Annotated in this window: 26 protein-coding genes; 15 read left to right on the plus strand and 11 right to left on the minus strand. The window is 73.2% G+C overall.

Features of this window, described 5'->3' with window-relative positions; translation table 11 throughout:
• Positions 1-17 precede the first annotated feature (17 nt).
• Genes ACZ58X_RS26175 through yjfF form a run of 3 tightly spaced genes read left to right on the plus strand, consistent with a single transcriptional unit; the run spans position 18 to position 3,591 of the window.
• Positions 18-1,541, plus strand: a complete 1,524-nt coding sequence (locus ACZ58X_RS26175; protein WP_470336035.1) for a sugar ABC transporter ATP-binding protein — start codon at positions 18-20, stop codon at positions 1,539-1,541.
• Positions 1,538-2,623 (plus strand): ABC transporter permease, encoded by a 1,086-nt coding sequence (locus ACZ58X_RS26180; RefSeq protein ID WP_470336036.1) that lies wholly within the window; start codon positions 1,538-1,540, stop codon positions 2,621-2,623. The genes ACZ58X_RS26175 and ACZ58X_RS26180 overlap by 4 nt, the downstream gene beginning before the upstream one ends.
• Positions 2,620-3,591, plus strand: coding sequence for a galactofuranose ABC transporter, permease protein YjfF (yjfF, locus tag ACZ58X_RS26185; protein WP_470336037.1), 972 nt, complete (start codon positions 2,620-2,622; stop codon positions 3,589-3,591). Before ACZ58X_RS26180 ends, yjfF begins: the two co-directional genes overlap by 4 nt.
• 148 nt (positions 3,592-3,739) lie before the next feature.
• Here the strand turns inward: yjfF and ACZ58X_RS26190 are convergent, their stop codons facing one another.
• The 3 genes from ACZ58X_RS26190 to ACZ58X_RS26200 form a co-directional block, all read right to left on the minus strand.
• Entirely contained in the window at positions 3,740-3,871 is a 132-nt protein-coding gene (locus ACZ58X_RS26190; protein ID WP_470336038.1) for a hypothetical protein, read from the minus strand.
• A 488-nt stretch (positions 3,872-4,359) separates the two neighbouring features.
• Entirely contained in the window at positions 4,360-4,848 is a 489-nt protein-coding gene (locus tag ACZ58X_RS26195) for an SAM-dependent methyltransferase (protein WP_470336039.1), read from the minus strand.
• 42 nt (positions 4,849-4,890) lie between these two features.
• Positions 4,891-6,267 (minus strand): Tat pathway signal protein, encoded by a 1,377-nt coding sequence (locus tag ACZ58X_RS26200; protein ID WP_470336040.1) that lies wholly within the window; start codon positions 6,265-6,267, stop codon positions 4,891-4,893.
• A 209-nt stretch (positions 6,268-6,476) separates the two neighbouring features.
• Between ACZ58X_RS26200 and ACZ58X_RS26205 the strand changes: the two genes are divergently transcribed.
• From ACZ58X_RS26205 to ACZ58X_RS26220, 4 genes are all read left to right on the plus strand, one after another.
• The gene (locus ACZ58X_RS26205) at positions 6,477-7,022 is read left to right on the plus strand and encodes an ATP-binding protein (protein ID WP_470336041.1); all 546 of its coding nucleotides are present in this window, start codon (positions 6,477-6,479) and stop codon (positions 7,020-7,022) included.
• Positions 7,023-7,061: 39 nt separating this feature from the next.
• The gene (locus ACZ58X_RS26210) at positions 7,062-7,466 is read left to right on the plus strand and encodes a hypothetical protein (protein WP_470336042.1); all 405 of its coding nucleotides are present in this window, start codon (positions 7,062-7,064) and stop codon (positions 7,464-7,466) included.
• A 309-nt stretch (positions 7,467-7,775) separates the two neighbouring features.
• A complete protein-coding gene (locus ACZ58X_RS26215) occupies positions 7,776-8,600 on the plus strand; it encodes an SDR family oxidoreductase (protein ID WP_470336043.1) in 825 nt (274 codons plus the stop codon).
• 18 nt (positions 8,601-8,618) lie between these two features.
• Entirely contained in the window at positions 8,619-9,503 is an 885-nt protein-coding gene (locus ACZ58X_RS26220; RefSeq protein WP_470336104.1) for a helix-turn-helix transcriptional regulator, read from the plus strand.
• 70 nt (positions 9,504-9,573) lie between these two features.
• Here the strand turns inward: ACZ58X_RS26220 and ACZ58X_RS26225 are convergent, their stop codons facing one another.
• Complete coding sequence (locus ACZ58X_RS26225; RefSeq protein WP_470336044.1) at positions 9,574-10,473, minus strand: universal stress protein; 900 nt, start codon at positions 10,471-10,473, stop codon at positions 9,574-9,576.
• Positions 10,474-10,609: 136 nt separating this feature from the next.
• Positions 10,610-11,134 (minus strand): helix-turn-helix domain-containing protein, encoded by a 525-nt coding sequence (locus ACZ58X_RS26230; RefSeq protein ID WP_470336045.1) that lies wholly within the window; start codon positions 11,132-11,134, stop codon positions 10,610-10,612.
• Between the two features lie 121 nt (positions 11,135-11,255).
• Between ACZ58X_RS26230 and ACZ58X_RS26235 the strand changes: the two genes are divergently transcribed.
• Together ACZ58X_RS26235 and ACZ58X_RS26240 are read left to right on the plus strand one after the other, a co-directional pair.
• Positions 11,256-12,518, plus strand: a complete 1,263-nt coding sequence (locus tag ACZ58X_RS26235) for an MFS transporter (protein ID WP_470336046.1) — start codon at positions 11,256-11,258, stop codon at positions 12,516-12,518.
• A 159-nt stretch (positions 12,519-12,677) separates the two neighbouring features.
• Positions 12,678-13,139: a carboxymuconolactone decarboxylase family protein gene (locus ACZ58X_RS26240; protein ID WP_470336105.1), complete on the plus strand. Its 462-nt coding sequence runs from the start codon at positions 12,678-12,680 to the stop codon at positions 13,137-13,139.
• Positions 13,140-13,195: 56 nt separating this feature from the next.
• Here ACZ58X_RS26240 and ACZ58X_RS26245 read toward each other — a convergent pair whose 3' ends face one another.
• Positions 13,196-13,867 (minus strand): TetR/AcrR family transcriptional regulator, encoded by a 672-nt coding sequence (locus ACZ58X_RS26245; RefSeq protein ID WP_470336047.1) that lies wholly within the window; start codon positions 13,865-13,867, stop codon positions 13,196-13,198.
• A gap of 90 nt (positions 13,868-13,957) precedes the next feature.
• On the opposite strand from ACZ58X_RS26245, the gene ACZ58X_RS26250 reads away from it, so the two are divergent.
• From ACZ58X_RS26250 to ACZ58X_RS26260, 3 genes are all read left to right on the plus strand, one after another.
• Entirely contained in the window at positions 13,958-15,430 is a 1,473-nt protein-coding gene (locus ACZ58X_RS26250) for an MFS transporter (protein ID WP_470336048.1), read from the plus strand.
• Complete coding sequence (locus ACZ58X_RS26255; protein ID WP_470336049.1) at positions 15,427-15,840, plus strand: cupin domain-containing protein; 414 nt, start codon at positions 15,427-15,429, stop codon at positions 15,838-15,840. The genes ACZ58X_RS26250 and ACZ58X_RS26255 overlap by 4 nt, the downstream gene beginning before the upstream one ends.
• A gap of 201 nt (positions 15,841-16,041) precedes the next feature.
• Positions 16,042-16,551, plus strand: coding sequence for a hypothetical protein (locus ACZ58X_RS26260; RefSeq protein WP_470336050.1), 510 nt, complete (start codon positions 16,042-16,044; stop codon positions 16,549-16,551).
• Positions 16,552-17,032: 481 nt separating this feature from the next.
• Here ACZ58X_RS26260 and ACZ58X_RS26265 read toward each other — a convergent pair whose 3' ends face one another.
• The 4 genes from ACZ58X_RS26265 to ACZ58X_RS26280 all read right to left on the minus strand — a co-directional run bounded on the left by ACZ58X_RS26265 (position 17,033) and on the right by ACZ58X_RS26280 (position 21,546).
• On the minus strand, positions 17,033-17,293 hold the full coding sequence (locus ACZ58X_RS26265; RefSeq protein WP_470336051.1) for a GlsB/YeaQ/YmgE family stress response membrane protein: 261 nt from the start codon (positions 17,291-17,293) through the stop codon (positions 17,033-17,035).
• Between the two features lie 287 nt (positions 17,294-17,580).
• Positions 17,581-18,516: a GDSL-type esterase/lipase family protein gene (locus ACZ58X_RS26270; RefSeq protein WP_470336052.1), complete on the minus strand. Its 936-nt coding sequence runs from the start codon at positions 18,514-18,516 to the stop codon at positions 17,581-17,583.
• Positions 18,517-18,619: 103 nt separating this feature from the next.
• Positions 18,620-20,446, minus strand: a complete 1,827-nt coding sequence (locus tag ACZ58X_RS26275) for a hydroxysqualene dehydroxylase (protein ID WP_470336053.1) — start codon at positions 20,444-20,446, stop codon at positions 18,620-18,622.
• 161 nt (positions 20,447-20,607) lie between these two features.
• A complete protein-coding gene (locus ACZ58X_RS26280) occupies positions 20,608-21,546 on the minus strand; it encodes a helix-turn-helix transcriptional regulator (protein ID WP_470336054.1) in 939 nt (312 codons plus the stop codon).
• 246 nt (positions 21,547-21,792) lie between these two features.
• Between ACZ58X_RS26280 and ACZ58X_RS26285 the strand changes: the two genes are divergently transcribed.
• The 3 genes from ACZ58X_RS26285 (at position 21,793) to ACZ58X_RS26295 (ending at position 23,523) form a co-directional block, all read left to right on the plus strand.
• The gene (locus ACZ58X_RS26285; RefSeq protein ID WP_470336055.1) at positions 21,793-22,377 is read left to right on the plus strand and encodes a hypothetical protein; all 585 of its coding nucleotides are present in this window, start codon (positions 21,793-21,795) and stop codon (positions 22,375-22,377) included.
• Between the two features lie 288 nt (positions 22,378-22,665).
• Complete coding sequence (locus tag ACZ58X_RS26290; protein ID WP_470336056.1) at positions 22,666-23,076, plus strand: SsgA family sporulation/cell division regulator; 411 nt, start codon at positions 22,666-22,668, stop codon at positions 23,074-23,076.
• A gap of 201 nt (positions 23,077-23,277) precedes the next feature.
• A complete protein-coding gene (locus ACZ58X_RS26295) occupies positions 23,278-23,523 on the plus strand; it encodes a DUF6479 family protein (RefSeq protein WP_470336057.1) in 246 nt (81 codons plus the stop codon).
• A gap of 71 nt (positions 23,524-23,594) precedes the next feature.
• Here the strand turns inward: ACZ58X_RS26295 and ACZ58X_RS26300 are convergent, their stop codons facing one another.
• Complete coding sequence (locus ACZ58X_RS26300; protein WP_470336058.1) at positions 23,595-25,145, minus strand: threonine/serine exporter family protein; 1,551 nt, start codon at positions 25,143-25,145, stop codon at positions 23,595-23,597.
• Positions 25,146-25,505 lie beyond the last annotated feature (360 nt).

Below are 25,505 nucleotides of genomic sequence, written 5' to 3' on the forward strand. Positions count from 1 at the left end.
AGGAGAGGAGAACCGGGGTGCGTCAGCAACCGGTCCTGGAAGTGCGGGGGATCCGCAAGGAGTTCCCCGGGGTGGTGGCGCTGGACGGGGTCGACTTCCGGCTCTTCCCAGGCGAGGTGCACGCCCTGATGGGGGAGAACGGCGCCGGCAAGTCCACCCTGATCAAGGTGCTCACCGGGGTGCACCCGGCGGACGGCGGCGAGGTGGTGCTGGCCGGAGAGCGGGTTCGGATCGCCGGTCCGCTGCAGGCCCAGGAGGTGGGCATCAGCACCGTCTACCAGGAGGTGAACCTCTGCCCGAACCTGTCGGTGGCGGAGAACATCTTCATCGGTCGCGAACCGCGGCGCTTCGGCCTGATCGACTGGGCCGGGATGCGTCGCAGGGCCGCCCAACTGGTCCGGACGATGGAACTGGACGTCGACGTCAGTGCGCCGCTGGACAGCTACTCCATCGCCGTCCAGCAACTGGTCGCCATCGTCCGCGCGGTGGACGTCTCGGCCAAGGTGCTGATCCTGGACGAGCCGACCTCCAGCCTGGACCGTGAAGAGGTCGGCCAACTCTTCACCGTGCTGCGGCGGTTGCGCGACCAGGGCGTCGCCATCCTGTTCGTCTCGCACTTCCTTGACCAGATCTACGAGATCTGCGACCGGATGACGGTGCTGCGCAACGGACGGCTCGAGGGCGAGTACCTGACCAGCGAGCTCAACCAGGTCGACCTGGTCTCGCGGATGATCGGGGCGGAGCTCGTCGGGCTCGACCGCCTCGCCGGCGGCCACGGGCGCGAGCGCTCCGCACCGGCCACCGGCCGCCCTTTCCTGGAGGCCGAGGGCCTCGCCCGGCAGGGCGCCGTCGCCCCGTACGACCTCGCCATCAGTCCCGGTGAAGTGATCGGCCTGGCGGGCCTGTTGGGATCCGGCCGGACCGAGGCCGCCAGGCTGCTGTTCGGCGCCGACCACAAGGACGGCGGCACCGTGCGGATCGACGGCACCGAGACCGACCTGCGCAGCCCGCGCGACGCGATCGCGCACGGCATCGCGTTCTGCTCGGAGAACCGCAAGACCGAGGGCCTGGTCGGCGAGCTGACCGTCCGGGAGAACATCGTGCTGGCGATGCAGGCGGCCCGCGGCTGGGCCCGTCCGCTGTCGCGCACCGTGCAGGACGAGCTGGCGCTGCGCTGGATCCGCGCCCTGGACATCCGCCCGGGCGATCCGGAGGCGCTGGTCCGCAACCTCAGCGGCGGGAACCAGCAGAAGGTACTGCTGGCCCGCTGGCTGATCACCGACCCCAAGCTGCTGATCCTGGACGAGCCCACCCGCGGCATCGACATCGGCGCCAAGGCCGAGATCCAGAAGCTGGTCGCGAACCTCGCCGAGGAGGGCATGGCGGTGCTGTTCATCTCCGCCGAGCTGGAGGAGGTGCTGCGGCTCAGCCACCGCGTCGGGGTACTGCGCGACCGCCGGATGGTCGCCCAACTGCGCAACGACGACGCCCTCACCCCGGAGCGCGTCCTGGCCACCATCGCGAGTGGAGCGGAACGATGACCACGGCCTCGACCACCGGGAAGGGCAGGGCGGTGGCCCGGTACCGGCTGTTCTGGCCGGCCGTGGTGCTGGCCGTGCTCCTGCTCGCCAACCTCGCCTTCACCCCGGACTTCTTCGCCGTCCACCTCAAGGACGGCCACCTGTACGGCAGCACGGTCGACATCCTGCACTTCGGCGCTCCGCTGATCCTGGTGTCGCTCGGCATGACCCTGGTGATCGCCACCGGCGGCATCGACCTCTCGGTCGGCTCCACCGTCGCCATCGCCGGAGCGCTGGCCTGTCAGCACATCAGCGAGGCCGCCGACCCGGCAAGCCTCGGCACGGTGCTCGGCGCGATCGGCATCGCGCTCGGTACGGCGGTGCTGCTGGGTGTCGCGAACGGGGTGCTGGTGGCCCGGATCGGGGTACAGCCGATCATCGCCACCCTGATCCTGATGGTCGCCGGCCGCGGCGTCGCCCAGCTGATCACCGACGGTCAGATCATCACGATCACCAGCGCGCCGTACCAGCTCATCGGCGGCGGCTACTGGCTGGCGATGCCGTTCGCGATCCTGCTCAGCGGGCTGGTCGCGCTGCTCACCGCGCTGCTCACCCGCTCCACCGCCCTCGGCCTGCTGCTGGAGTCGGTCGGTGGCAACCCGGTGGCCAGCCGGCTGGTCGGGATCCGGGCGATGCGCCTGGTCGGCCTGGTGTACGTGTTCAGCGCCCTCTGCGCGGCCGTCGCCGGACTGATGGTCTCCTCCAACGTGTCGGCGGCGGACGGCAACAACGCCGGTCTGTGGATCGAGCTCGATGCCATCCTCGCGGTGGTGATCGGCGGGACGTCGCTCAACGGGGGCCGCTTCTCGATCGGCGGCACGGTCCTCGGCGCGCTGATCATCCAGACCCTCTCCACCACGGTCTACACCATCGGCATCCCGCCGGAGACCACGCTGGTCTTCAAGGCGTTCGTCGTGATCACGGTCTGCCTGATCCAGTCGCCGAACTTCCGTGCCAAGGTCGCCCGACGCGGCGCCGGGCGCCGGAGCACCGGCCGGCCGCGCCCTGCCACCACCACCACCAACCGGGAGGTCGGCGCGTGAACGCCAACGCCCTGCTGACCAGAGTGCGAGGCCAGATCCCGCTGCTGGTCACCTCCGTCCTGCTGGTGTCGATGTTCACCGCCGGGTCGGTCCAGTACGACGGATTCTTCTCCGGGCAGGTGCTGCTCAACCTGCTGATCGACAACGCCTTCCTGCTCGTGGTCGCGGTCGGGATGACCTTCGTCGTGCTGACCGGCGGCATCGACCTGTCGGTCGGCGCGGTGGTGGCCCTGTCCACCATGGTCTCCGCCTGGCTGGTGGAGCGGCAGGGCTGGCCGCCGCTGCTGGTCATCCCGCTGGTGCTGGTGATGGGCACGGCCGGAGGCTGGGTGATGGGGTGGGTGATCCACACCTTCGAGATCCAGCCGTTCATCGTGACACTGGCGGGCATGTTCCTCGCCCGGGGCCTGTGCTACACGATCAGCATCGAGTCGATCTCCATCACCGACCCGTCGTACACCGCGATGGCGCAGACCCGGATCCCGCTCGGCGACCTGTTCATCTCGCCGAGCGTGGTCATCGCGCTGCTGGTGGTGGCGGCCGGATTCGTCGTCCTGCACTACACCCGGCTCGGCCGGAACGTGTACGCGCTCGGCGGCAGCGAGCAGTCCGCCCTGCTGATGGGCCTGCCGGTGGCGCGGACCAAGACCACCGTGTACGCGATCAGCGGCTTCTGCTCGGCGCTCGGCGGCGTGCTGCTCACCTTCTACATGCTCTCCGGCTACGGCCTGCACGCGGTCGGCCTGGAGCTGGACGCGATCGCCGCCGTGGTGATCGGCGGCACCCTGCTCACCGGCGGCTCGGGCTACCTGCTGGGCACCGTGCTGGGCGTGTTGGTGCTGGGCCTGATCCAGACCGTCATCAGCTTCCAGGGCACCCTCAGCTCGTGGTGGACCAGGATCGTGATCGGCGGGCTGCTGTTCGTCTTCATCGTCCTGCAGCGCCTGATCACCGCCCGCCGGCGGTAGCCGGAGCGGTCGCCGGCGGTCCGGGTCCGCAGGACCCGCGTCCCGGCCGGCGCTCCGCCCTGCCGGACCTCGTCCAGCGGGGCGGAGCGCTTGCGGGAATGAGCGGCCCTCTGCCCCGAGTTCAGTCCAACCCGCAGCGAGCGGCTGGTCAGGCATGCTCTTTGTCCTTCTCGGTGCTGATGGCGGCGCTCAGTCCGCTCAGTGGGCCGCTGAGGAGTCCCCGGTCGGACTCGTGGAGCGCGGGGGACTTCACCCGGTCGTTCACCACTGCGAATGCCACGGCGACTCAATCGGTGAAATGCGGTGCGTCCAGATCGATCCGGCGCCCCGGAATGCGGGCAAGCGGACATCTGTCACTCGGCGATCCTGCCAGATCCGACGCTGAACGCTCGGCTCGCCGGGTGCCGAGGCACAGCTGACCGGCGAATCAAGGAAAGTGATGGAGAGCCGACTCCTTCTCCTACCGCCCCTTCGCACGGCATCCGGAGTCTCCGGCCTGGCGATGTGTCACGATCGTGAGCAGAGGGCCTGCCGGTGCTGTTGCTTTTGCCCCCATTCCCCCCGGTGCACCGGTGAGTGCTTCTGCCTCTCCGCTCACGCTGCTGAACGGTCAATGTCACAACGACCACTAACTCGCTGTGTCCCGTCGTCGGGAAACCCACCGTTCGCACCGACGGTGAAGTCGAGCTTCACGGGGGCGGTGTGCCCGACCCTTTGCCCCCTCGCGTAAGCGCCGCTGACGAGGGGGCAAGCACCGCAGGGTTGCGATCAGGGAGTGGTGGGGCCCGGGGCGAAGTAGTCGTGGAGCATCTCGGTGGTCCACGCGGGCTGGTGGGTGTCGCCACGGGGGCCGAACTCCTCGAACCAGGGCTTCACCTCGAGGACCGGGGTGCCGTCCACGGCGTCCAGATCCTCGACGTGCAGGTCCAGGCCGTCGACCTTGAGGAGGCGGCAGCGGGAGGAGCCGAGCCAGTTGACGCGCCGCATGTTCCGGTGGCCGAAGACGCCGACCTCGGGCCACTGCGGGTTGTCGCGCGGGCGGCGGGCGCCGAAGTTCAGGTCGGTCGGGTCGGTCAGGTGGAACCGGAAGATCACGTCGAGGTGGGAGAACGCCTCCAGCCCCTTGGTGGCCTCCGGTGGGAAGCGGTCGCCGTCGAGACGGATGATGGCGCGTGTGCCTCCCCAGTAGTCGTCGGTGGGCTCGGTGCGACCCCCCACCACGTACCCGAGTGCCTCCACGGTGAAGACTTCGGTCACTGTGCTTCCCCTCCTGTGAACAGACCGCGCCAGGTCGGCGGGTCAGGCGGTGGCCGCCAGGTACTCGGCGGCGCGCCGGTCGACGGCGTTGATGACCGGGACCTTGCGGCCACGATAGGTGGACAGCGCTCCGCGGATCTGCAGGGCGACGTCACGGGTGCGGGCTGAGCGCACGCTCTGCATCGCGTCCAGCGATCGCGCCCAGATCGCGCAGGCCTCCTCGACGGAGTGCTGTTCGGCCTTCACGAGCCCGAGGTGGCCGAGGGTGACGGCGTGGGTGCGGGTGAACGCGGAGGCCTGACGCGTCGCGACGCTGCGCTCGAACTCCCGGGCCGCGCCGTCCAGGTCGCCGATGTCCCGCAGGGCCGACGCCGTCTCATGTGCCAGGGAGGCCTCGCCGAAGAAGAAGACCCGGGCCGGTTCGTCGTCGCCGGGGGAGGCTGCGGACAGGTCGCGTTCGGCCCGGAGCAGCGCGGCGTTCGCTTCGGGGGCGCGTCCGGCTGCGGCGAGTGCGCGGGCGTGGACGACGCCGAGGAGGGAGCGCTCGCGCGGGCTCGCCAGAGCGTACCGGGCGCCGGACATGGAGGCCTCCGAGACCCTTACGGCGTGGCCCGGCTTGCCGAGGTCGACCGCCTGGTGGGCCATGGCACGCAGGACGTGGGCGGCCATGGCGGGATCGTCGGCTTCGGCCGCCAGTTTCACGGCGACGGTGTAGTAGTGCTGGGCGGTGGGGTGTTCGCCGTTGTCAAAGGCCGTCCACCCGGCCAGGTAGGCGAGTTCGGAGGCCGCGGAGAACATGTCGCGTCGCACCTGGTCGGAGGCGAAGGTGCCGCGGAGGAAGTCGTGGACGTCCGTGAGGAGGTATTGGGCGACCGCTGTGCGGCCGTGCCCGCCGCCGCGGCGCTGGTCGAGCTGGGAGAACAGCCCGCTCATCTCGCGCACGGCCTCCACATCAGCCCGACCGGCGCGGTGCCGGGTGCTGTTGCGGCTGTCGGCACGGGCTTTGTGCTCCCACCAACTGCTGGGCGGGATGCTCAACGCCCCGAGCGAGTACGTAAGGCTGCGGAGGAGCTGTCTGCGTTCCACGTCAACGTCGATCCGTCCAAGAGCCGCCAGGGCTCTCAGCGTATCCAAGTCCCAGTCCCGAAGATCCGGTTCCTCCTCGCCGAGTCCCATCGCGGCCAGGGTGATGTCCCGGTCGAGCCACCTGGTGAGGACTTCCGCGAGGTACTGCGGGAGGTTACCGGAGGGGGCCCAGCCGTAGCGGACCCACTGGGTGACGGATGATCGACTCGGCCGCGCCGGGTCGCCGTGGGTGGCCGCGACCGCGCACAAGGCCCGGGCGAGGGCTTCGTTGGGTCGACCGGATTCACGGATGAGCTGGCCCAACCGCTCATTGGGCTGACGAGTGCGCCCCATAGGGGTCTCCCTGGCGGTGCCGCTCAACACGTTAAACAGCGGACGGTCGCCAACACCTTACTCCTAGCGACCATGGACGGTTTCCTGTTTCTGCAAGGCGGTTTCAGGCCGCACGACGCGTCCGGCCGTCCTGAGGGCGGCCACACGGCACGTCCTGGTATTCGACCCGAGTGAGGCGCCCCATGGAGCCGAGACCACGTACCGTCACGATGAGGTTCCCCGCCGAACTGGCGCGGGTCGGCGCCGTTCGCCGGTGGGCGAAGGGGCAGTTGCCGGCGCTCGGCCTGCGCCTGGACGATCCGCGGGTGGAGGACATCCAGCTGGTGATGTCCGAGATCGCGGCCAACGCCGTTGTGCACGGCTGCGACGGCGGCCGGCCGGACGAAGAGCTGACTGCTGCGCTGTGCCTCACCCCGACCGGGGTGCTGCGGATGTCCGTCACCGACCCCGGGTCCGGCAGGCCCGAACCCCGGAAGGCGGGGGAGGGCGCCACCAGCGGTCGGGGTCTGCTGCTCGTGGCTGGGGTGGTCGACCGGTTCGGTGTCGACGAAGGGCCGGACCACAAGGTGGTGTGGGCCGAACTCGACCTGCCCGAGGCGTTCCGGCCCTCCCCGGCAACGGTCTTCGGTCGGCAGGTCGAGCCGCAGGTCGTGGTGCTGTGCACCGGCGCCCCCGTACGGGTCGGCCGGCCCAGGTCCGCCGTCGGTGTGCGGCTCGGTCGGCAGTCGGAGCTCGACCGGATACCGGCGGCGTAACCCCATCCGTCCATCGACTTCGGACCAGAGGACTGCGCCGTGAGCGTCGGACCGCGCACCAGAACGCTGACCAGGATTACCAGCGAGGCCCGCAGACATGCCGTCGTGGCCGCCTACGCCGCTCTGACCGAGGTCTGCGCGGATACCGGCGACAGCCCCTCCCAAGCCGAGCTGGTCAGTGAACACCCGCACCACGCCTGGTGGTTGCCCGCCTCGAACCTGTTCGCCCTGGTGCACGCGGATGCGGACCAGGCAGGGGCGCTGCTGCACGGTGCCCGGCTGTTCGACGAGCATCAGGTTGCCGTCGTCCTCCCGGATCACGACCGCGTCCGGATCGCCAACGGACGCGCGGTCACCTTCTGGCGCAGCCCCGGTGTCCCGCTGCGCGATGTGGCCGCGAGCGCCATGCCCGCCTCCGACTTCGCGGGAGCCACCAGGCCGTAGGCGGTGGGGCTATAGGTCGGCACGCCATTTTTCGCCTGATGTGGTCCTGGAGGACCCCGTCACCGCAGGCCGCAAGGCACTTCTTCGTTTCTGGAAGAACCATCCACCGGTATCGAGCTGGTGGATCCGGGGTCAGTGCACCAGGCAAGGGTGCCCTCGCAGTACGTGTATCACCAGGGCCTCCCAGGCATCCACAGCGCCTGCCAACATGGAGACACATCGCAGCTTTACCCCCGTCAGTTCAATTCAGCTGCCTCGAATGCGCGACCGTGCTGGCGCGTTCTTCCACGACAGAAGGGACGGAGACCGATGGCGGACGACCAATTCACCACTCACGCAGAGCTTTTCGATCTGAGTGGGAAGTACGCCCTTGTCACTGGCGGCACCAGGGGAATCGGGCTGATGATGGCGCGCGGCCTTCTCCAGGCAGGTGCCCGCGTCGTCGTCAGCTCACGCAAGGAAGAGGCGTGCGCGGAGGCACAGCATCTACTGTCCGAATTCGGCGACGTTCGAGCGATCCCCGCCGACCTGTCCAGGCACGACGAGTGTCAGCGCCTCGCCGATCTTGTCCAGGTCGACTCGGAGCGCCTGGACATCCTTGTCAACAACGCGGGAGCGATGTGGCACGAGCCGCTGGCGACGTTCCCGGACGAGGCCTGGGACGCGGTGATCGACCTCAACCTCAAGTCGCCGTTCTGGCTGGTGCAGGCGCTGCTGCCCGCGCTTCGCAGGGCGGGCACTGCCGATGATCCCGCGCGGATCATCAACATCGGCAGCATCGCGGCCATTCACGTCGCCGAGTCGCCCAACTACTCCTACGCCAGCAGTAAAGCGGCACTCCACCAACTCACCCGAGTGCTTGCCCGAGAGCTGGGCCCACAGCACGTCACGGTGAACGCGGTAGCGCCGGGGGTGTTCCCGTCGCAGATGACGGCGTCCACGATCGATGCCGTCGGTGACACGATCGCGGCGGCGGCCCCTCTGCGCCGGCTCGGCCGTGACGACGACATGGCGGGTATCGCCGTGTTTCTCGCCGGCCGGGCCGGGTCCTACCTCACGGGCACCGTCATCCCGGTGGACGGCGGCATAGCGACGACCGCATCGGGCACCCCTCGGACTGCGGGACGGGCTTAGGGTGAGGGGATGGCCACGATGGATCCACGCACCGAGATCCGGGAGTTCCTCAGCTCGCGTCGCGCCCGCATAGCACCCGCGCAGGCGGGCCTGCCCGCTTACGGCGGCAACCGTCGGGTCAAAGGTCTGCGCCGCGAGGAGGTAGCGCTACTGGCGGGGGTATCGGTCGACTACTACGCGCGAATGGAGCGGGGCAGCCTCGCCGGTGCCTCCGATGGCGTGCTCGACGCGTTGGCCTCCGCCTTGCAACTCGACGAGGCCGAGCGCGACCACCTGTTCCACCTCGCGCGCCGATCCCCTGCGCCCGGCGGCCCACGCCGGCGCAGGCCTGCCGTGACGGTGCGCTCGACGCTGCAGCAGGTGCTCGACGCGATCTCCGGTGCGCCGGCCTGGATCGGTAACGGCCGCTATGACGTGCTCGCCATGAATCAACTCGCTCGCGCGCTCTATTCACCGGTGCTGGCCGACTCACGACGGCCCGCGAACACGGCGCGGTTCGTCTATCTGAACCCCGAGGCGGCAAGAGATCTCTTTGTCGACTACGACCAGATTGCCGCTGCCGTGGCCGCGAAGCTGCGCATGGAAGCCGGCCGCAATTCGCACGACGAGGAGCTGATCGCCCTCGTCGGCGAACTGTCGACGTCCAGCGAGCTGTTCCGGCAGCGGTGGGCATCCCAGGACGTGCGGCTGCACCGGTCCGGTCGCAAGCGTGTGCGCCATCCGATCGTGGGCCGACTCGACTTGGACGTCGAGTCCCTGGAACTGCCCGCCGAACCCGGCTTGTACCTCAACGTCTACACCGCACCGGCGGACACGCCGACCGCTGACAATCTGACGCTCCTGGCGTCGTGGGCGGCCACCCACCAGGAGCGGGCTACCGAACTCGAAGCACACAACGGATAGTCCAACCCCTGCGGCCGTATGCCCGGATCCACCGGCTTGATTCCCCGGCGGGGCGTCGGGCTGTGGGCGGTCAGTCGTAGGGGATGACGGCGACCGGGCAGTGGACGTGGTGGATCGCGGCGTGGGCGACCGGGCCGAGGTGGTGGTGGCGGAGGGGGGCGTGGCGCAGGCGGCGGCCGAGGACGAGGAGACGGGCGGTGGCGGCCGCGTCGACGAGTTCGACGGCGGGCTTGCCGCGGACGAGGTCGGCGGTGACCTCGACCTCGGGGTGGCGGCTCCGGAGCGGGGCCAGGGCCGTGGTGAGGCCGTCCCGTTCGACGCCGGAGACCTCGCGCTCCAGCCCGCCGATGGCGTCGAAGGCCATGTACTCGCTGCCGGCCGGCGGGGACCAGACGTGGACGACCCGCAGCGGGACGGAGCGCAGGGCGGCGGCCCGGAAGGCGAACTCCAGCACCTCCTCGGCGGGGTGGGTCAGGTCGAGGCCGACGGTGACCGGGCCGTCCGGTTCGTCGTGGTCGGCGCGGACCAGGACGACCGGGCAGGCGGAGCGCCGCAGCACCTCCTGGCTGACCGAACCGACCAGGAAGCCGCGCAGGGTGCCGAGCCCGCGGGAGCCGAGCACGAGGAGGGCGGCGCGGTGCGAGGCGGCCTCCAGCGCCTCGACCGGGTCGGCGGACACGGCGGAGGAGACGACGGAGAGGCCGGGCGACAGGGCGGTCAGCGCGGACTCGCGCTCGGCGAGGTGGGCCAGGGCGCGGTGGTACGTCTGGTCGCTGCCGACCACGTCCCGCTTGGGCCAGGGCCAGGCCTCCAGGACCTCCAGCGGGACGGCGCGGCGCTGCGCCTCGTGGGCGGCCCACTGGGTGGCGGTGAGGCTCTCGGGGGAGCCGTCGAAGCCGACGACGACCGGGCCGGTGGCGGGGCCGGCAGCGGCTGGGCCGACGGGGCCGGTCGGCGCGGGTTCGGACACGGGGGCTCCTCGGGTTCTGCGGCGCGGGGAGGGCCGTACCCGGCCCGCCGGGGCCGCTTCGGGACTGCGACCCCAGTATCGGCGGTGGGCGGGGACGGCACCTCTCGGGGCGCCCGGGCCTCCGGTGGGGTGGGGCTCAGGCCTCCTGCGGGTCGGGATCCGACGGGGTGGGGTCCGACAGGGTGGGATCCGACGGGTCTGGGCCCGACGGGGTGGGATCCGACGGGGGCGGGAGGAAGCCGTCGGTGAGGGGTTCGCCGGTGAGGGCGGCGTCGACCCGGGCGTGGATGTGGGCGAGGGTGGTGGGGCAGGTGAGCGGCTGGTCGCGGTGGCAGTTGAGCATGTGGGTCAGGACGGCCGCGGCGTGCTCCAGGCGGCGGGCGCGGGCCAGCATCTCGGCGCGTTGGGCCTCCAGCAGGACTCGGCGTTCGGCGGCCTGTTCGGTGGCGAGGACGGCGCCGGTGCCGGCGACCGGGATCATGCCGTCCACGTGCCAGAGCTGGACCAGGGCGAGGCGTTCCAGGGCGGCGCGGTCGTAGTGGCGGACCCGGCCGCGGCGGGTGGTGGGGATGACCAGGCCGCACTCCTCGTAGTAGCGCAGGGCGGCGACGGAGAGGCCGAAGGCCGCCGAGACCTCGGTGATGGAGTGGAGGTCGGACATCCGCGGTTCCTTCCCGGGCTCGCTGCCGGCACTGCCTTTCGTACCGCTGCTTGCGCTCAAGCGCACTTGAGCGAGAACGCTTAGGCAAGCCTAACTTCCGCGATGCGAAGGGTATCCGCCCATGCCGTCTCCGACCGCCGCAACGGTCAGCGCGACCACACCGACGCCGACACCGACGCCGACACCCACACCGACACCCACACCGGCACCCACACCGACGCGCGCGGCGCCCGCCTCCGGCGTGTTGCTGGTGCTCGGCTTCGTGCTGCTCAGCCTCAACAGCAGGGTCGCCTTCGGGCAGGTCGGCCCGCTCGCCCCGGTGGCCGGCTGGGGTGCCGGCACCGTCACCGTGCTCGCGCTGATACCCCCGCTCTGCATGGGCCTGTTCGCACCGCTGGGCGCGCTCGCCCGGCGGCGGCTCGGCGAGGAGCGCGGGCTGTTCTGGGCGAGCGTGCTGCTGGTCGGCGGGGCGGTGGTGCGGACCCTGGGGATGCCGGGGCTGTACGTGGGGACGGCGTTGGTGGCCGCCGCGGTGGCGGTGGTCAACGTGCTGATCCCGGTGTTCGTCCGGGCCCGCTTCGCGCCCCGGCGGATCGGCACCATGATGGGCGTCTACGCGCTGTCCATGGGCGCCGGTTCGGCCGTGGTCGCCGCGCTGGTCGCGCCCGTCGCGGGCGCCTGGTCGTGGGAGGCGGCGATCGCGCTCGCCGTCGTCCCGGCGGTGCTCGCCGTGGTGGGCACGGCCCCGCAGTTGCGGGTCGGGCGGCGCGCCCCGGCGGGGGCGGCCCCCGGGGTGCGGCGGCCGGTCGGCCGGACGGCGCTGGCCTGGAGCCTGACCGCCTACTTCGGCATCCAGACCCTGGTCTTCTACGCCACGCTGGCCTGGCTGCCCACCATCCTGGTCGGCGCGGGCGTGAGCCGGACCACCGCCGGTACCGACCAGGCCGTGATGATCCTCGGCCTGGCCGTCGGCGGCTTCCTCGCGCCCACCCTGGCCGCGGCCCGCCGGGACCAGCGCCCGCACATCCTCGGCGTGGCCGCGGTCTCCGCGCTCGGGCTGCTCGGCCTGCTGCTCGCCCCCGCCGCCTGGGCGCCGGCCTGGGCCGCGATCCTCGGCATCGGCATGGGCGGCGGGCAGGCCCTGGCCGGGGTGCTGTTCACCCGGCGGGGTACCGACCACGACCACGTCGCGGGGCTGTCCACGATGGCCCAGACCGGTGGCTACCTGGTCTCCGCCGCCGGCCCCGCGCTGGTCGCGGTCCTGCACGGCGGCACCGGGTCGTGGACGGTTCCGCTGCTCGCGTTGATCGGCCTGCTGCTGGTCGGTGCGGTGCTGAGCATGCGGGCGGGGCACGACGGCGGGCGCCGGGTGGAACGGGGTTGAGAATTCCTCTCCCGGCGCTGTCACACTCGGGTGCCGGGATCCGTCGGGTCGGTGAGAGCACACCGAACGCCCGAGAGGAACACGACCATGAGCACCGACCTGACCGCCGACCGGCCCAGCGCCCGCTCGATCACCGACGAGATCCCGCTGCGCCCCCGGATGGCCACCGACCCGAACCAGCTCGTCCCCGAACTCGCCGACGTCTCGGCCGCGTTGTTCCGGGCGGTCGGCAACCGCTCGCTCCCGCGCGGCACCGTCAGCCTGGTCCAGCTGCGGGCCGGGCAGCTCGCCGGCAGCACCTACCTGACCGTCCTGCACACCGGCTTCCTGCGCAAGGCCGGTGAGTCGGAGGAGCGGATCACCTCGGTGGCCAGCTGGTGGGACTCGCCGTTCCTGACCGCCGCCGAGCGGGCGGCCCTCGCGCTGGCGGACGCCGTGCTGCAGCCCAACCCGGACGGCGAGCGGGTGTCGGACGAGCTGTACGCCGAGGTCGCCGCGCACTACGACGAGAAGGCGCTGGCCACGCTGATGCTGGCGATCGGTCAGGTGAACTTCTTCACGGCGATCGCGCTGATCGCCAAGCCCGTCCCCGGGAGGGCGTTCACCGACCCCTGGTCCTGAACTCCGGCCCTGGACCGGCCCGTCGGGCGTTTCGCCCGGCGGGCCGGTTCCGCGTTTCAGCGGGCGGCGAGCAGGCCGGAGACCAGGGCGCTCAGTCCGTCGCGGTAGGTCTCCTGGGCGGTGAGGGTCTCCCAGCGGTCGGCGACCTGGGCCAGCCGGGGGTGGACGGCCGGGTCGAGGCCGGCGAAGACCTGCTCCCGGTAGGTGGGGCGGTCGTCGTCGGTGCGGCGCCTGGCGGCGGTGGTGCGGACCACGATCTCCCCGGCGGTGTAGTACCAGATCGCGCGGTAGCCGTGGGCGGCGCGTTCCGGGGTCAGGCCGCAGTCGACCAGTCCGTCGACGATCTGCTCGACGAACCAGAGGGCGTGGATGGAGAACAGGTCGTCGGCGGCCAGGACTTCGACGATCCAGGGGCAGGCGGCGAGCGCGTCGTGGATCGCGGCGGCCGCGGTGAGGACGCGTTCGCGCGGGTCGGCCGGGAGCTCGACCGGGTGGAGGGTGCGGGCGGCGTAGTCGTCGAGCAGCAGGACGAGCAACTCCTCCTTGTTGCGCACGTGGTGGTAGAGCGCCATCGGGGTGCTGCCGATGTCGGTGGCCAGACGGCGCATGGTCAGCCGCTCGACGCCCTCCTCGGCCACGATCCGGCGGGCCGCCTCGACGACCTCCTCCCGGGAAATGCGGGGAGGACGGCCGGTGGCCTTGCGGGGGGTGGGGGAGGGCTGCTGCATCCCCTCATCATGCCTCGTCCGGGGGCCCGTCGTGCCTCGCCGGTCCTGTGCGGCTCGACAGCGGTGAGCCTGCGAGGGTACTTTCCTTACATGTATAAAAACTCGCGAGGCCGACCCGGCCTGGTGCTCGCGGCGGTCACCGTCGCCCAGTTCGTGTTCGCCCTCGACATGTCCGTGGTCAACGTCGCGCTGCCCGCGATCCGCGACGCCCTGGGCTTCGCCCCGCTCGACCTCTCCTGGGTCGTCCACGTCTACGCGCTCACCTTCGGCGGGCTGCTGCTGCTCGGCGGCCGCGCCTGCGACCTGTACGGGCGGCGGCGGTTGCTGGTGCTGGGCCTGGCCGCCTTCGGGCTCTGCTCGCTCGCGGGCGGGCTGGCCCAGCACCCCTGGCAGCTGGTCGCCGCCCGCGCCGGGCAGGGCGCGGGCGCTGCGGCGGCCGCCCCGGCCGCACTGGCGATGCTCACCACCGCCTTCCCCGAGGGCCCCCGGCGGGTCCGCGCCCTCGGGGCGTGGAGCGCCGCCAACGCCGCCGGGGGCGCACTGGGCGTGCTGGCCGGCGGGGTGCTCACCGAGTACGCCGGCTGGCGCTGGGTCATGCTGGTCAACCTGCCGATCGTGGCGACGGCGCTCGCGCTGCTGCCCAGGGGACTCGGGGCCGGGGCGCGGCCCGAACGGCGGGAACGGCTGGACGTGCTCGGCGCGGTGCTGGCCACCGGGGGCGTCGGGTTGCTGGTGTTCGGCGTCGTCCGGACCGAGAGCCAGGGGTGGGGATCCCCGGCGACCCTGGGGACGCTGGGTGCCGCCGCTGCGCTGCTGGTCGGCTTCGTGGCTGCCGAACTCCGGTCCCCCGCACCGCTGTTGCGGCTCGGGCTGCTGCGCAGCCGGTGGGTCGCCGGGGCGAACGTGCTGGTGTTCCTGGCCGCCGCCGGGCAGTTCGCGGCCTTCTACTTCGTCTCGCTCCACCTCCAGCAGGTGCTCGGGCTGGGCGCCGCCGCCACCGGGGCCGCGTTCCTGCCGTTCTCGGCGGGGCTGGTGGTGGGTTCGCTGCTCGCGACCCGGATCACCGCGCACCGCGGCCCGCGGGCGGCCCTGGTGCCCGGGGCCGTACTGGCCGCCGTAGGGCTGGGCTGGTTCGCGCTGATCAGTCCGGACGGCGGGTTCCTCGGCGACGTCCTGGGCCCGTCCCTGGTCACCAGCATCGGCACCGGGCTGGTGCTGGCCCCCGTCGCCGCCGCCGCGACCACCGGTGTCGCACCCCGCGAGGCGGGGGCGGCCTCCGGCCTGCTCAACAGCTCGCGCCAACTCGGCGGTTGCGTCGGCTTGGCGGCCCTGGCCACCCTCGCCGCCCACCGCACCGGGTCGGCCACCGGGGCGACCACCGGCCCGGCCGCCCTGGACGCCGGGTACGCGCTCGGGCTGGCCGCCGGCGCCGTGCTGTTCGCGCTGGCGGCGGTCGTCGCCGTCACCGTCCTGCCCCGACGGCGGCCCGGCGCGACCGAGGGGCGTCCGCTCGCCGCCGCCGAACTCCAAGAAGATCTCCAACTGGAAGGAACCTCCTCATGACCACCGCCGCGATCGCCGTCGTCGACCTGTTCGCCTCGGCGCTCCACTTCCGCCCCGACGGCGGACTGCGGGCCACCGAACGGCGGATGACCGGCGGCGGGGCCGGCGCCGAGGGCGCCTGGCAGGTCGCGGCCTTCCACGTGGAGACCGACGCCGACGTGCACGCCGACCACTGGGAGATGCACCCGGAGGCGGAGGAGGCGGTGTGCTGCCTGGCCGGCGGCGCCCGGGTCCTCTTCCGGCCGGTCGAGCCCGGTGCGGCCGAGCAGTCGGTGCGGCTGGCCGCCGGGAACGCCGTGATCGTCCCGCGCGGCCGTTGGCACCGGCTCGAACTCGACGGTCCCAGCGACCTGATGTCGATCACCCTGCGGGCCGGGACCCGGCTGGAGCGGCGGGAGGTCGAAGGCTGACCGCCTGGCCGAGGCGGTCGGGCCGGGCGGGTGGGCGCCCGGCCCGACCCCCGTTCGGAGGGCGAGGTCATGACGACGTACCGGGGCCGTCACGGGCACGAGCGTCAGTTCGGCCCGGGGGGTGAACGATCGCCGGGTCGCGCGGATCCCCCGGCGGAGGCGGTAAGTTGGCGGCTGCCGATGGTGGGGAGGACCACTGACGTGAGCACCGACGAGGCTGCGCTCGGCAGCGCCGTGAAGGCCGTGATCGCCGCCGCGAGTGCCGATGATCTGGCCGGGCTGTACCGGGCCGTGATGCCGCCGGAGGGTGGGGACACTCCTCCGGCCGAGGTCGCCAGATGGTTCGGGTTGCTCCTCGTCCACCTGGCGCTGACCGCCGCGTCCGCGTCGCAGCTGGAGCGGGGCAGTTCCCGGGAGACGGTCTCGGAGTGGCTCGGGGAGGTGCTGGGGCCCGTACCGACCCCGGCGCTGCTGCGCGCCGGGGATCCGAGCCGCATCGACCACGTCGAGGCGGTGAGTGCCACGGAGCGCTACGCCCAGTGCCGGGAGTACGCCGTCGACCTGATCCGGCTGGGCCTGGTCGACCCGAACGAGGAACCGGACGAGCGGGGTGTCGACGCCCACTGTGCGGTGACGAACGACAAGCAGATGCGGATCATCGTGATGGCGATGCTCGGCCGCCTCGGCGCCGGTTCCGGCGCGCGCGGTTGACGGCGCCCCGGTGGCAGCGGTGACTCCCGGCCGATCGGGCTCGGGCGGAGGTTGACGCCGGTGGTCCCCCGGTCGTGCCGGCCGTACGGCGCGCCCTGGCCGGAACCCGGGGTGGGCGCGGCGTGCTCCGGCGGCATCGGGCGGATGGAGCGGTGGGAGCCGGAGGGGGCGGAGCCGCACTTCGTCGTGGGGACGGGCTACGCGCTGTACCAGGGGCCGCTCGCGGACAGCGCGCCGCACCGGCACGCCGTGTTCCAGGTCGCCGTGGCAGTGCCGGGCGGCGATGGCGGCGCTCGCCGACGACCGGGTCGCGCTGCCGGGGCCGGTCGCGCGGGTCGGGCTCGTGTCCGACGGGCCCGGGTCGGGGTCGATGCCGATGACCCGGGCGCGGGGTTCGACGGTTTCGGTGGCGGTCGCCGCAGGGTCTTGAACGAATCGCTCGCCCACCGCGCAGGCACCGCGGGAGAGTTGCCGCTGCGGGTCAGCGGCGCCGGCCCGCGTAGGCGGGCGACACCAGCGCGATCAGTACCGCGGCCACGCCGACCTGGAGCAGATGCCGGATCCAGTCGATCCCGCCGGTGTGCCGCACTCCGAAGTAGGAGGCGGCGGCATTGCCGAGCACCGCTCCGGCGGCGCCGACCAGGATGGTCAGCCACAGTGGCACGGGCTGGCGGCCGGGCAGTACGAGCTTCGCCAGGACGCCTACCACCAGTCCCGCGACCAGGGCCCACAGGATCGTCATGGTCTCTCCTCCGGATTGCTGTCGTTCTTCGCCAACGGCCTCCGTCTGCCCGGTCTTTGGGCTGTCATGCCCGTTGTCGAAGGAATCGGGCCGGGTGGTTTGGCCGGCCGGATCGGGGTCACACGAGGAACGGGTCGGCAGGGAACGGCCCGGGCGGCACTGGCCTCCTCCCCTCGGGGCGGCCGCCCGGGCCGCCGCCGACAGTTCAGAGCCCGGCCACCGTGACGACCGCACCCGGCGGCCGGGCGGCCCGCACCCGGGCGCCGACGGGTCCGGCTCCGCTGCGATCAGCCGAGGGTGTCCAGGTACCGGTGGAGCTCCTTGTGCCCCGCCGCGTCGGGGTGCAGGCCGTCGACGAGCAGGTGGGGCAGGTCGCGGAGCGGCTCCCACAGGTCGAGGAAGTCGATGTGGTGGTCCGCGCACCAGGTCCGGAGGGCCGTGCGCAGTGCGAGCGCCCGGTCCGTGGTGAAGCGGAGGCCCTCGTAGTCGCCGGTGCGGGTCTCGTCGAGCCAGATCGGTCCGACGACGACCAGGCGGGCGTCGTGCCGCCGGGCCGTCGCGGCGAGCGAGTCGAGGTGGCCGGTGAGGTGGGTGAGTCCGTCGTGGTCGTCGCCCGGTGCGGCGAGCGGCACGGCGGAGTCGTTGATCCCCGCCGCCACGATCAGCGTGTCCGGGTGGCGGGGAGGCAGGAGTGCGGGGGTCTGCGCGCTGACGTCCGCCAGGGTGCTGCCGGGGACGGCGAGGTTGAAGACCCGGTTCCGGGTCTCGTTCGCCGCGATGTGGGCCGCCGCCAGGTGCCCGGTCCAGCCGCCCTGGGGGTCGCAGCGCCCGTAGGCGATGCTGTCGCCGACGATGACGATGCGTGCCGCCGAGCGCAGCGGGTTCGCGTCCAGGTAGGCCCAGGCGGTCTCGCCCGAGGTGAGCAGGACCTGTCGCCGGGCGTAGTCGGAGACCTCGTACGCGTCGGCCGCGGCCAGTTCCTCGTCGTTCAGCCGCAGGACGGCGCCCTCGACCGCGCTGCCGAGCCTGCGTTCCAGGGTCAGGTGGACGTCCTGGCCGCTGGTGGCGATCACGGCCTCGTCGGTGATGCCGAGGGGCCTGGTCGCGTACCCGGCCAGGGAGGCCGGGGTGGTCGCGACGGTGCGCCCGAAGAGCGCGGTCTGGACCTGCCGGTCCAGCAGCGTGCCGAAGGAGAACAGGAGGTGGGGGTGGGACTCGGTCACCGTGGCGCCGTGGCCTTTCAGTCGGAATGATCAACTCACTCTATGCGGCCCGTGCGGCGGCCCGCGCACCTCCTCGGTTCTCACGAGGGCGGGAGCGTGCCCGTCAGCCGTGGTCGAGGGCGTTCGGCAGCCCGTGCCGGTAGCGGACTTCGTCCTGCTGTTGGAGGGCGGCCAGCTCCGGCGGCTGGTACAGCGGCCACACGGTGCAGCGCGGGGCCGGTGAACCGTCGGTGTCGAGCAGGGCGTTGACCGCGCGGCGGGCGGATTCGTTGGCGCCCTCCATGGTGGCCAGGTCGATGTCGGTGGCGACGTAGTCGCCGGCCAGGAACAGGTTGGGCACGGCGGTCGCGGCGGAGGGGCGGTTGTCGAGGGTGCCCGCCGGGTGGACAAGCAGCTGCTCGCGATTGGCCGGGGCGGGGCCGCCGAGGCCGGTGACGGCCGGGTCCATAAACCAGCTGACCAGGTCCGCGTCGTCCAGGACGGGCCTGCCACCGCTGTTGAGGGACTCCTTGAGTTGGGCCCACGTCTCGCGCACCACTTCCTCGCGCGAGCACTTGAGCGCGGGCCTGCCGTACAGGATCCCCGGCGCGTCCCACTGCGAGACGATCGCCGAGAGGCACTCGGCGACCTGTCCGTCGCCGTAGTCCCGGCGGAAGTCCCGGTCGGGCCAGAACTGGGCCTGGCCGATGCAGGTGACGGCCCAGGGCGAGTCGACCAGGTCGACGTGGCCGTGCACGATCGGGGTGCGGCCGCGCAGGTAGAACTGCACGCCGACCATCCAGTCGGTGCGCAGCAGGTCGCAGCGCGCGAGCTGCGGGTCGGCGGCGCGCAGGCCGGGGCCCCAGGTGGCGCGGGCGTGCTCGACCGGCATCGCGCTGACGTAGTGGTCGGCGACCACGGGGGCGCTCACGTTCCGTAGCCGGACACCGCTGATCCGGCCGTCCCGGTACAGCAACTCCTCGACCTCGGCGCCGAGTTCGAACCGCACGCCGAGGGTGCGCAGCCGCTCCTCCCAGGGGTCGATCCAGGCCTCGCTGGTCGGGGCGTTGAGGACGCGGTCCGGCTCGCCGTCGTTGCCCCGGCCCAGGACGTTGTAGACGAAGGCCTGGAGGACCCGGGCGACGGTGCGGGTGCTGGCCTCCTCGGCCTTGGTGGCGACGATGTTGCGGGTGATGCCGACGCCCAGCAGGCGCTGGTAGTCGTACGACATCTCGCCGGCCCGGATGAACCGCCACCACGGGACGCGCTCCCACTGCTCGCGGCGGCGCGGTTCGCAGCTGGTGAAGTGGACCAGCAGCCGGTTGACGAAGTACGCCACCTCGGTGGCCGGCAGGTGCAGTGCGGTGTCCAGCAGGCCCGTCAGCGTCTGGAGCAGCGCGTCGGGCGTCAGCTCGCCGAGCGCCGGGGGAGCGGTCACGGTGCGGAACGGCAGCCGCAGTGCGGGGCGGCCACCGGCGCGGGGGAACAGCTCCTCGGTCGCGTTCACCAGGTTGTCGTGGACGGTGCCGCCGACTGCCCCGGCCACTCCGGCTGCCCCGGTCGGCAGCGGGATCCGGCGCAGGGTGTCCGGCAGGTTGCGGTAGAAGCCCGGGAAGAAGCGGAAGCCGTGCTCGCCCGGCAGCGGGCGCCGACCGCCCCGGGCCGTGCCGGGCACGGCCATGCTGCGGGCCTTGCCGCCCAGCACGTCGTTGCGCTCGTACACCGTCACCCGGTAGCCGCGCTCGGCCAGCTCCTGCGCCGCGCTCAGCCCGGCGACCCCGCCGCCGAGCACGGCGACCCGCCGCCCCGCCCGCCCGTCGGGCCGGTCCGGGGCGGGCCGTTCCGCCGCCCGGGCCGGTCCGGCGGCGGTGAGGGTGAGGCCGGTGGCGGCCCCCGCGGCCGTGGTGAGCAGGACGCGCCGGGTGGGGGCGGCTGTGGTGATCGTTCGCATGCCCGGTCAACGAGCCCGCGCGAGGCCCGGGTACGGCCGGGTCCGCCGTGATGCCCGGGCGCGACTCCACGGCGGCGCCGGGCGCGTCGGTGCGGCGGCAGCGCCGGGTGGACGCGCGGGGACGGTGGCCGCCTCGGGACCGCCGTGACCCGGGAGGCGGTTCAGGCCCGCAGGGTGTCGCCCGGGGGCCGGCCGTAGGCGGCGCGGTAGAGGCCGGCGAAGTGTCCGGCGTGGGCGAAGCCCCAGCGCATGGCGATGCCGGTGACGGTGGCGGTGGCCGGATCGGCGGCGAGGAGGTCCCGGTGGGCCGCGTCCAGGCGGACCCGGCGGAGGTGGCCGAGCGGAGTGGTGCCGAGGTGGCGGCGGAAGGCGTACTGGAGGGCCCTCGGGGTGACGAAGGCGGCCGCGGCGATGTCCGCGAGGGTGACGTCCCGCTCCGCGTTCGCCTCGATGTAGGCGATCGCCCGGCGCAGGGTGGCCGGGGTGGCGTCGGTCCGGTCGGCGGGCACCGGATCGGTGCGGCGGGTGTGGGGCAGGGCCGCCAGGGTGGCGGCGGCGAGGTGCTGGGCGGCGGAGGCGACCAGCAGTTCGCTGGCGCAGGCGGCCGGATTGCCCAGGACGTGGTCGCGTACGTAGGCGACCGTCGCGCCGAGTTGCCGGTTGGCGGCCTCGTCGACCGGCCGGAGTCCGGTCAGCCGCACCGGGCCCCGTCCGTCGGTGCCCACCGGTGCGACGGCCTCCAGCAGGCTGCTGTCGAACATGGCGATGGTGTAGCGGGCCGCCCGGACCTCGCCCCGGTACGGGGCGTCCGGCGGGGCGACCAGGAAGGTCTCGCCGGGGCCGAACACCGTCTCCCCGCCCGGCCCGGTGCGGTCGGCGAGCGTCCCGGCGTGCATGCTGACCAGGCAGACCTTGCCGAGGCTGGCCGCGGTGTAGGCCATGTCGTAGCCGAAGGACAGCCGGTCCACGCTGAGCGGGCCGACCGAGCGGCGGCGGATGCTGGCCCGGGCGTACGGCACCGACTTGCCGATCCGCATCGGCGTGTAGGCCGTGGACAGGAACTCCTCCGTGGCCTCCGTACTCGCACTGTCGAACAACAACGATTCGACCATCCTCACCACCCGTCGTCGGCGCGGCAGCCCGGCGCTGCGCGGTCGGTGCCGACGCTACGCGCCGGGCGGCGGGACGCAAAGCCGGGTCGTCGCGCTCCTGGCCGGACCCGTTTCGTTCCAGCGCTGTCCGGGGTCCGCCGCTTCGCTCCCGTAGCTGTGGGCGGACCCCGGGGTGGCGCAGGGTGGGCTCGGTGCCCTCCCCCTGGGCGCCGAGGCCCACCGGGAAGGACCGCCATGACCGTGCGCAGGGCTCAGCAGGCCCGGCCCCCGAGCTCCGGTACCGACCTGTCCGGACAGGTCGCGGAGCTCGTGGCCGAGGCCGAACGCCAGTTCCGGGACGGGCTGTTGGCGTTCACCGCGCAGGACGCTGCGCTGGCCCGGAGGACCGCCGACGACCTGGTCCGGGCCGTCGGCACCGCTGCCGGGCAGGAGCGGCTGCCGGTGATCGACCGGCTGGAGGACGTCCGTGAAGCGCTCGCCGTGATCGCCGTCGGCATCGCCCGCACCCACGGCCAGCTGGCCTGGTTCCTCGCCCGGGCCAGCACCGTGCTGACGCCCGTGCTGGCCTGGCGGTCGCTGCCCGCGGACCGGCAGCGGTCCTTCGGCACCGTCGTGCCCAGCACCGGCGAACTGGCCGACGCCGAGACCGCCGTGCGCCGGCTGGCCGCGGCGCTCACCCGGGTCGGAACGGCGGGCCTCGGCCCACAGCCCGGACCGGAGGCGGGTCCGGACGGCCTGATGCCGGATGGCCGGATGCCCGATGGCCGGATGCCCGATGGCCAGGCACCGGACGGTCCGGCGCCGGACGCGGTTGCGTGACTTCGGTGGACGGCCCGTCGGCTGATGCGGGGCCGGACGCCGTGTCGCCCTGACGAGCCCCCTCCGGCCACCCCACCTCGCATCCGTCCAGCACCCGTCGCCGGACGGATGCCCGGCGTGTGCGCAGGGAGAAAGCCTGCGGAACCGGTGCTCAACTGGCGCGGAATCCATGGCGATCCGGGGCGGTGGATCGGTCCGGAACGGGTAGCCGAGCGCTGCCGCTGTCGGGCGCTCCGCGCCGCAGCGGATGACCCGGAGCCCCCCGGAGACCGAATGGAGAGCCACCGCATGTCCGCCGCCACCTGCCGCTCCACCGCCGTCACCCTGCCCGAAGGCCCTTTCCCGCACGTCCCGTTGGACGCGCACCTGCGCTTCGACGCCTCGCTCCCGTACGCGGTCTGCCTGGCCTTCCCACCGGTCGGCGACGACGGGGACGAGGAGGAGGTCCGCTGGTTCTTCGCCCGGGAGCTGCTGAACGAGGGGCGGCACGCGCCGGCCGGGTACGGCGACGTGACCGTCGCCCCCGGGCCCCGGGGGCGGACCCTGGTGACGCTGCGCAGCCGTGACGGACGGGCCGTGATCAGCGTTCCCTCGGAGGCGGTGACCGCGTTCCTCGTCGAGGCCTTCACCCTGGTGCCGGCCGGCCGGGAGTCCGAACACCTGGACGTCGACGCCGCCCTCGCGCGGCTGCTCCCCTGACCCTGCACGGGCCGACCCTGCACGGGCCGACCGTGCAGGGCCGACCGCGCATGGGCGGGGCCGGACGGGGTAGCCGGAACGCGCGCGGTGGTCCCGGCCCGTCGCCTCCCCTCCCCTCGGGGCCGGGCCGCCGCCGCGTCGGCGGCCACCCCGGCCGCGCGTGCCGGGCACGACGGCAACCGGAAGGAACGGAGCACACGCATGACCGCACGAGCGCTCGCGGCCGCCGCCGGCGTCGCCCCCTGGCCGGCCGTCCTGCTGCTGGCCCTGCTCGTCGCCGCGCTGCTCATCGGCGCCTTCGCCTGGTGCAGCCACCGCCTGGCCCGCCGGCGCCGGCTGCGGGCGGAGCGGGGGGCCGGTGCCCGCGCGGAGATCTGGCACACTCCCGACGGCACCGGCCCGCACGGGCTCGGGCAGCGGCCCGATGAGCGCCGTTCGGGTCGGTGAGGGAGTCCGGAGACCGGAGGAGCGGCGGACGGGGCGGGCCGGCAGCCCTCCGGGACACGTCGGGCCGGGCCTCAGCGCCGGTGGCGGCCCCGGTGCCGGGCGGCCGGGGAGGACGGCCGCGCCGGGAGGAAGAGGCGGGCCGCCTCCCGGCCCAGGTTGACGCCGATGGCGAGGGACAACGCGGTGGCGGTGGCGTGCCCGAGGCCGCTGAGCCCGGCCTCCGGTTCGCCGCGGACGAAGGCGAGCAGCCCGAAGTACAGCAGCGACCCGGGCAGGAGCGGCCCCAGGGCCGCGGTGACGTACGGCAGCACCGAGCTGCCCCGGTGCCGGGCCATCAGCTGGCCGGACAGGCCCACCAGGACGGCGGCCAGGCCGGTGGCGACGATCGGCTCCGTGCCGGCGTCGGCCAGCACGGAGTACGTGGTCCAGCCCGCCGCGCTGTTGACCAGGACGGCCGGCAGGGTGGTCGGCTCGGTGTTGAGCAGCACCGCGAAGGTCAGCGCGAGCAGGACGGCGGCCGCGAGTTGCAGCGGCGGGTTGGCGGGGGCGGCCGGGCCGCTCTCGGCGGCCAGGTCGGCGCCGTTGTTGACCCCGATGTAGAGCACGGTCATCACTCCGACGACCACGCCCGCCAGCAGGTACAGCACCTCCAGCAGCCGGGCGGCGGCGGTGAGGTAGAAGCCCGCGAGGCCGTCCTGCACGGCCGCGACCATCGGCCAGCCTGGCAGTAGCGCGTACAGCCCGCCGGTGATCACCACCGAGCCGCGCAGCTGCAGCTGGTTGAAGGACATCAGGATGCCGACCACCGCGGCCGGGGTCGCGGCCGCCGCGATCCGGTAGAACTCCGGCAGGTCGTGCCGTTCGACCCGGTCGGCCAGCACGCCGCCCACCACCGTGGTGACCACGGCGCTCACGAACACCAGCCAGGCCCGGGCATCGGCCCGGCCGCCGACCAGCAGGGTGGCGACGCCGGCCAGCAGGCCGGAGGAGAGCACCAGGACCCAGGCCGGGTAGTGGCGGCACTGTCGGCGGACGGCGCGCAGCCGTCGGTGGGCGTCGTCCACGGCCAGCCCGCCCGCGGTGATCTCGGTGACCAGTCGGAACAGCGCGGCCAGCCCGGAGTAGTCCCCGGTGGGGCGGCGGACGAAGCGCTCGGCCGTCACGGGCGGGTCGCCGTGGCCGGGCCGGTAGGAGACCGCGACCCGGGTGAAGGCGACCTGGGGGTCGCAGGGGCGGACCCGGTAGGTGCGCGCCACGGCTAGCATCGCCGCCTCGACGTCCTCGGCGCCCTCGCCGCAGGTCAGCATCAACTCGCCCACCAGCAGCGCCAGTCCGAGCACGGCGGCGACCGCGGCGGGCCCCGGCTCGGCGGAGCCCTCTTCGTCCTCCTCGCCGTGCCCGGCCGCCGGGTGGGCGGAGTTCGGGGAACGCAGCAGCGGCAGCATCTGCTCCGGCCAGCGGACCGCGCCGCCCGCGGGCCGGGACGGTCTTCCGGAGAGGGGATCGGCCTCCTCGGCCGCGCCCGGTCCGCCCTGCGGCGGCACCCGCGGCCCGTCCGGCCCGTCCGGACCGCCGGGCCCGTCCGTGTCGGCCCGCGCACCGCTCTCCTCGTGTTCCGGCATCGTCGCTCCCTGGACCACCCCCCAGTTCGGCTACTCTCGGCTTCCATTCGACTACCCATGGCCATCAATTCGTGAACGTCACACCCGGAGTGCGGAGCGATCCGCGCGCCCTGGTGGAGACGGCCGGACCGGGTGGGCGCCGGGGCATGGTGCGCATCGGACACACGATGACGACGGAGCCGCGCGACCCGCGGGGCCTCGTCGTCGACGCGGCGATCCCCTGCGGTGACCGGGCCGAGGGCGTCGTCGAGGACGTCGTCGAGGGCGTCGTCGAGGGCGTACGGTCCTTCGTCGACGCCGGGCTCGGCGAGGTCCCTCGTCCGGGGCGGCGGGGAAGGCCGGCCGGCCTTCCTGGACCGG

It is taken from the genome of Kitasatospora sp. NPDC040550, assembly GCF_055594965.1.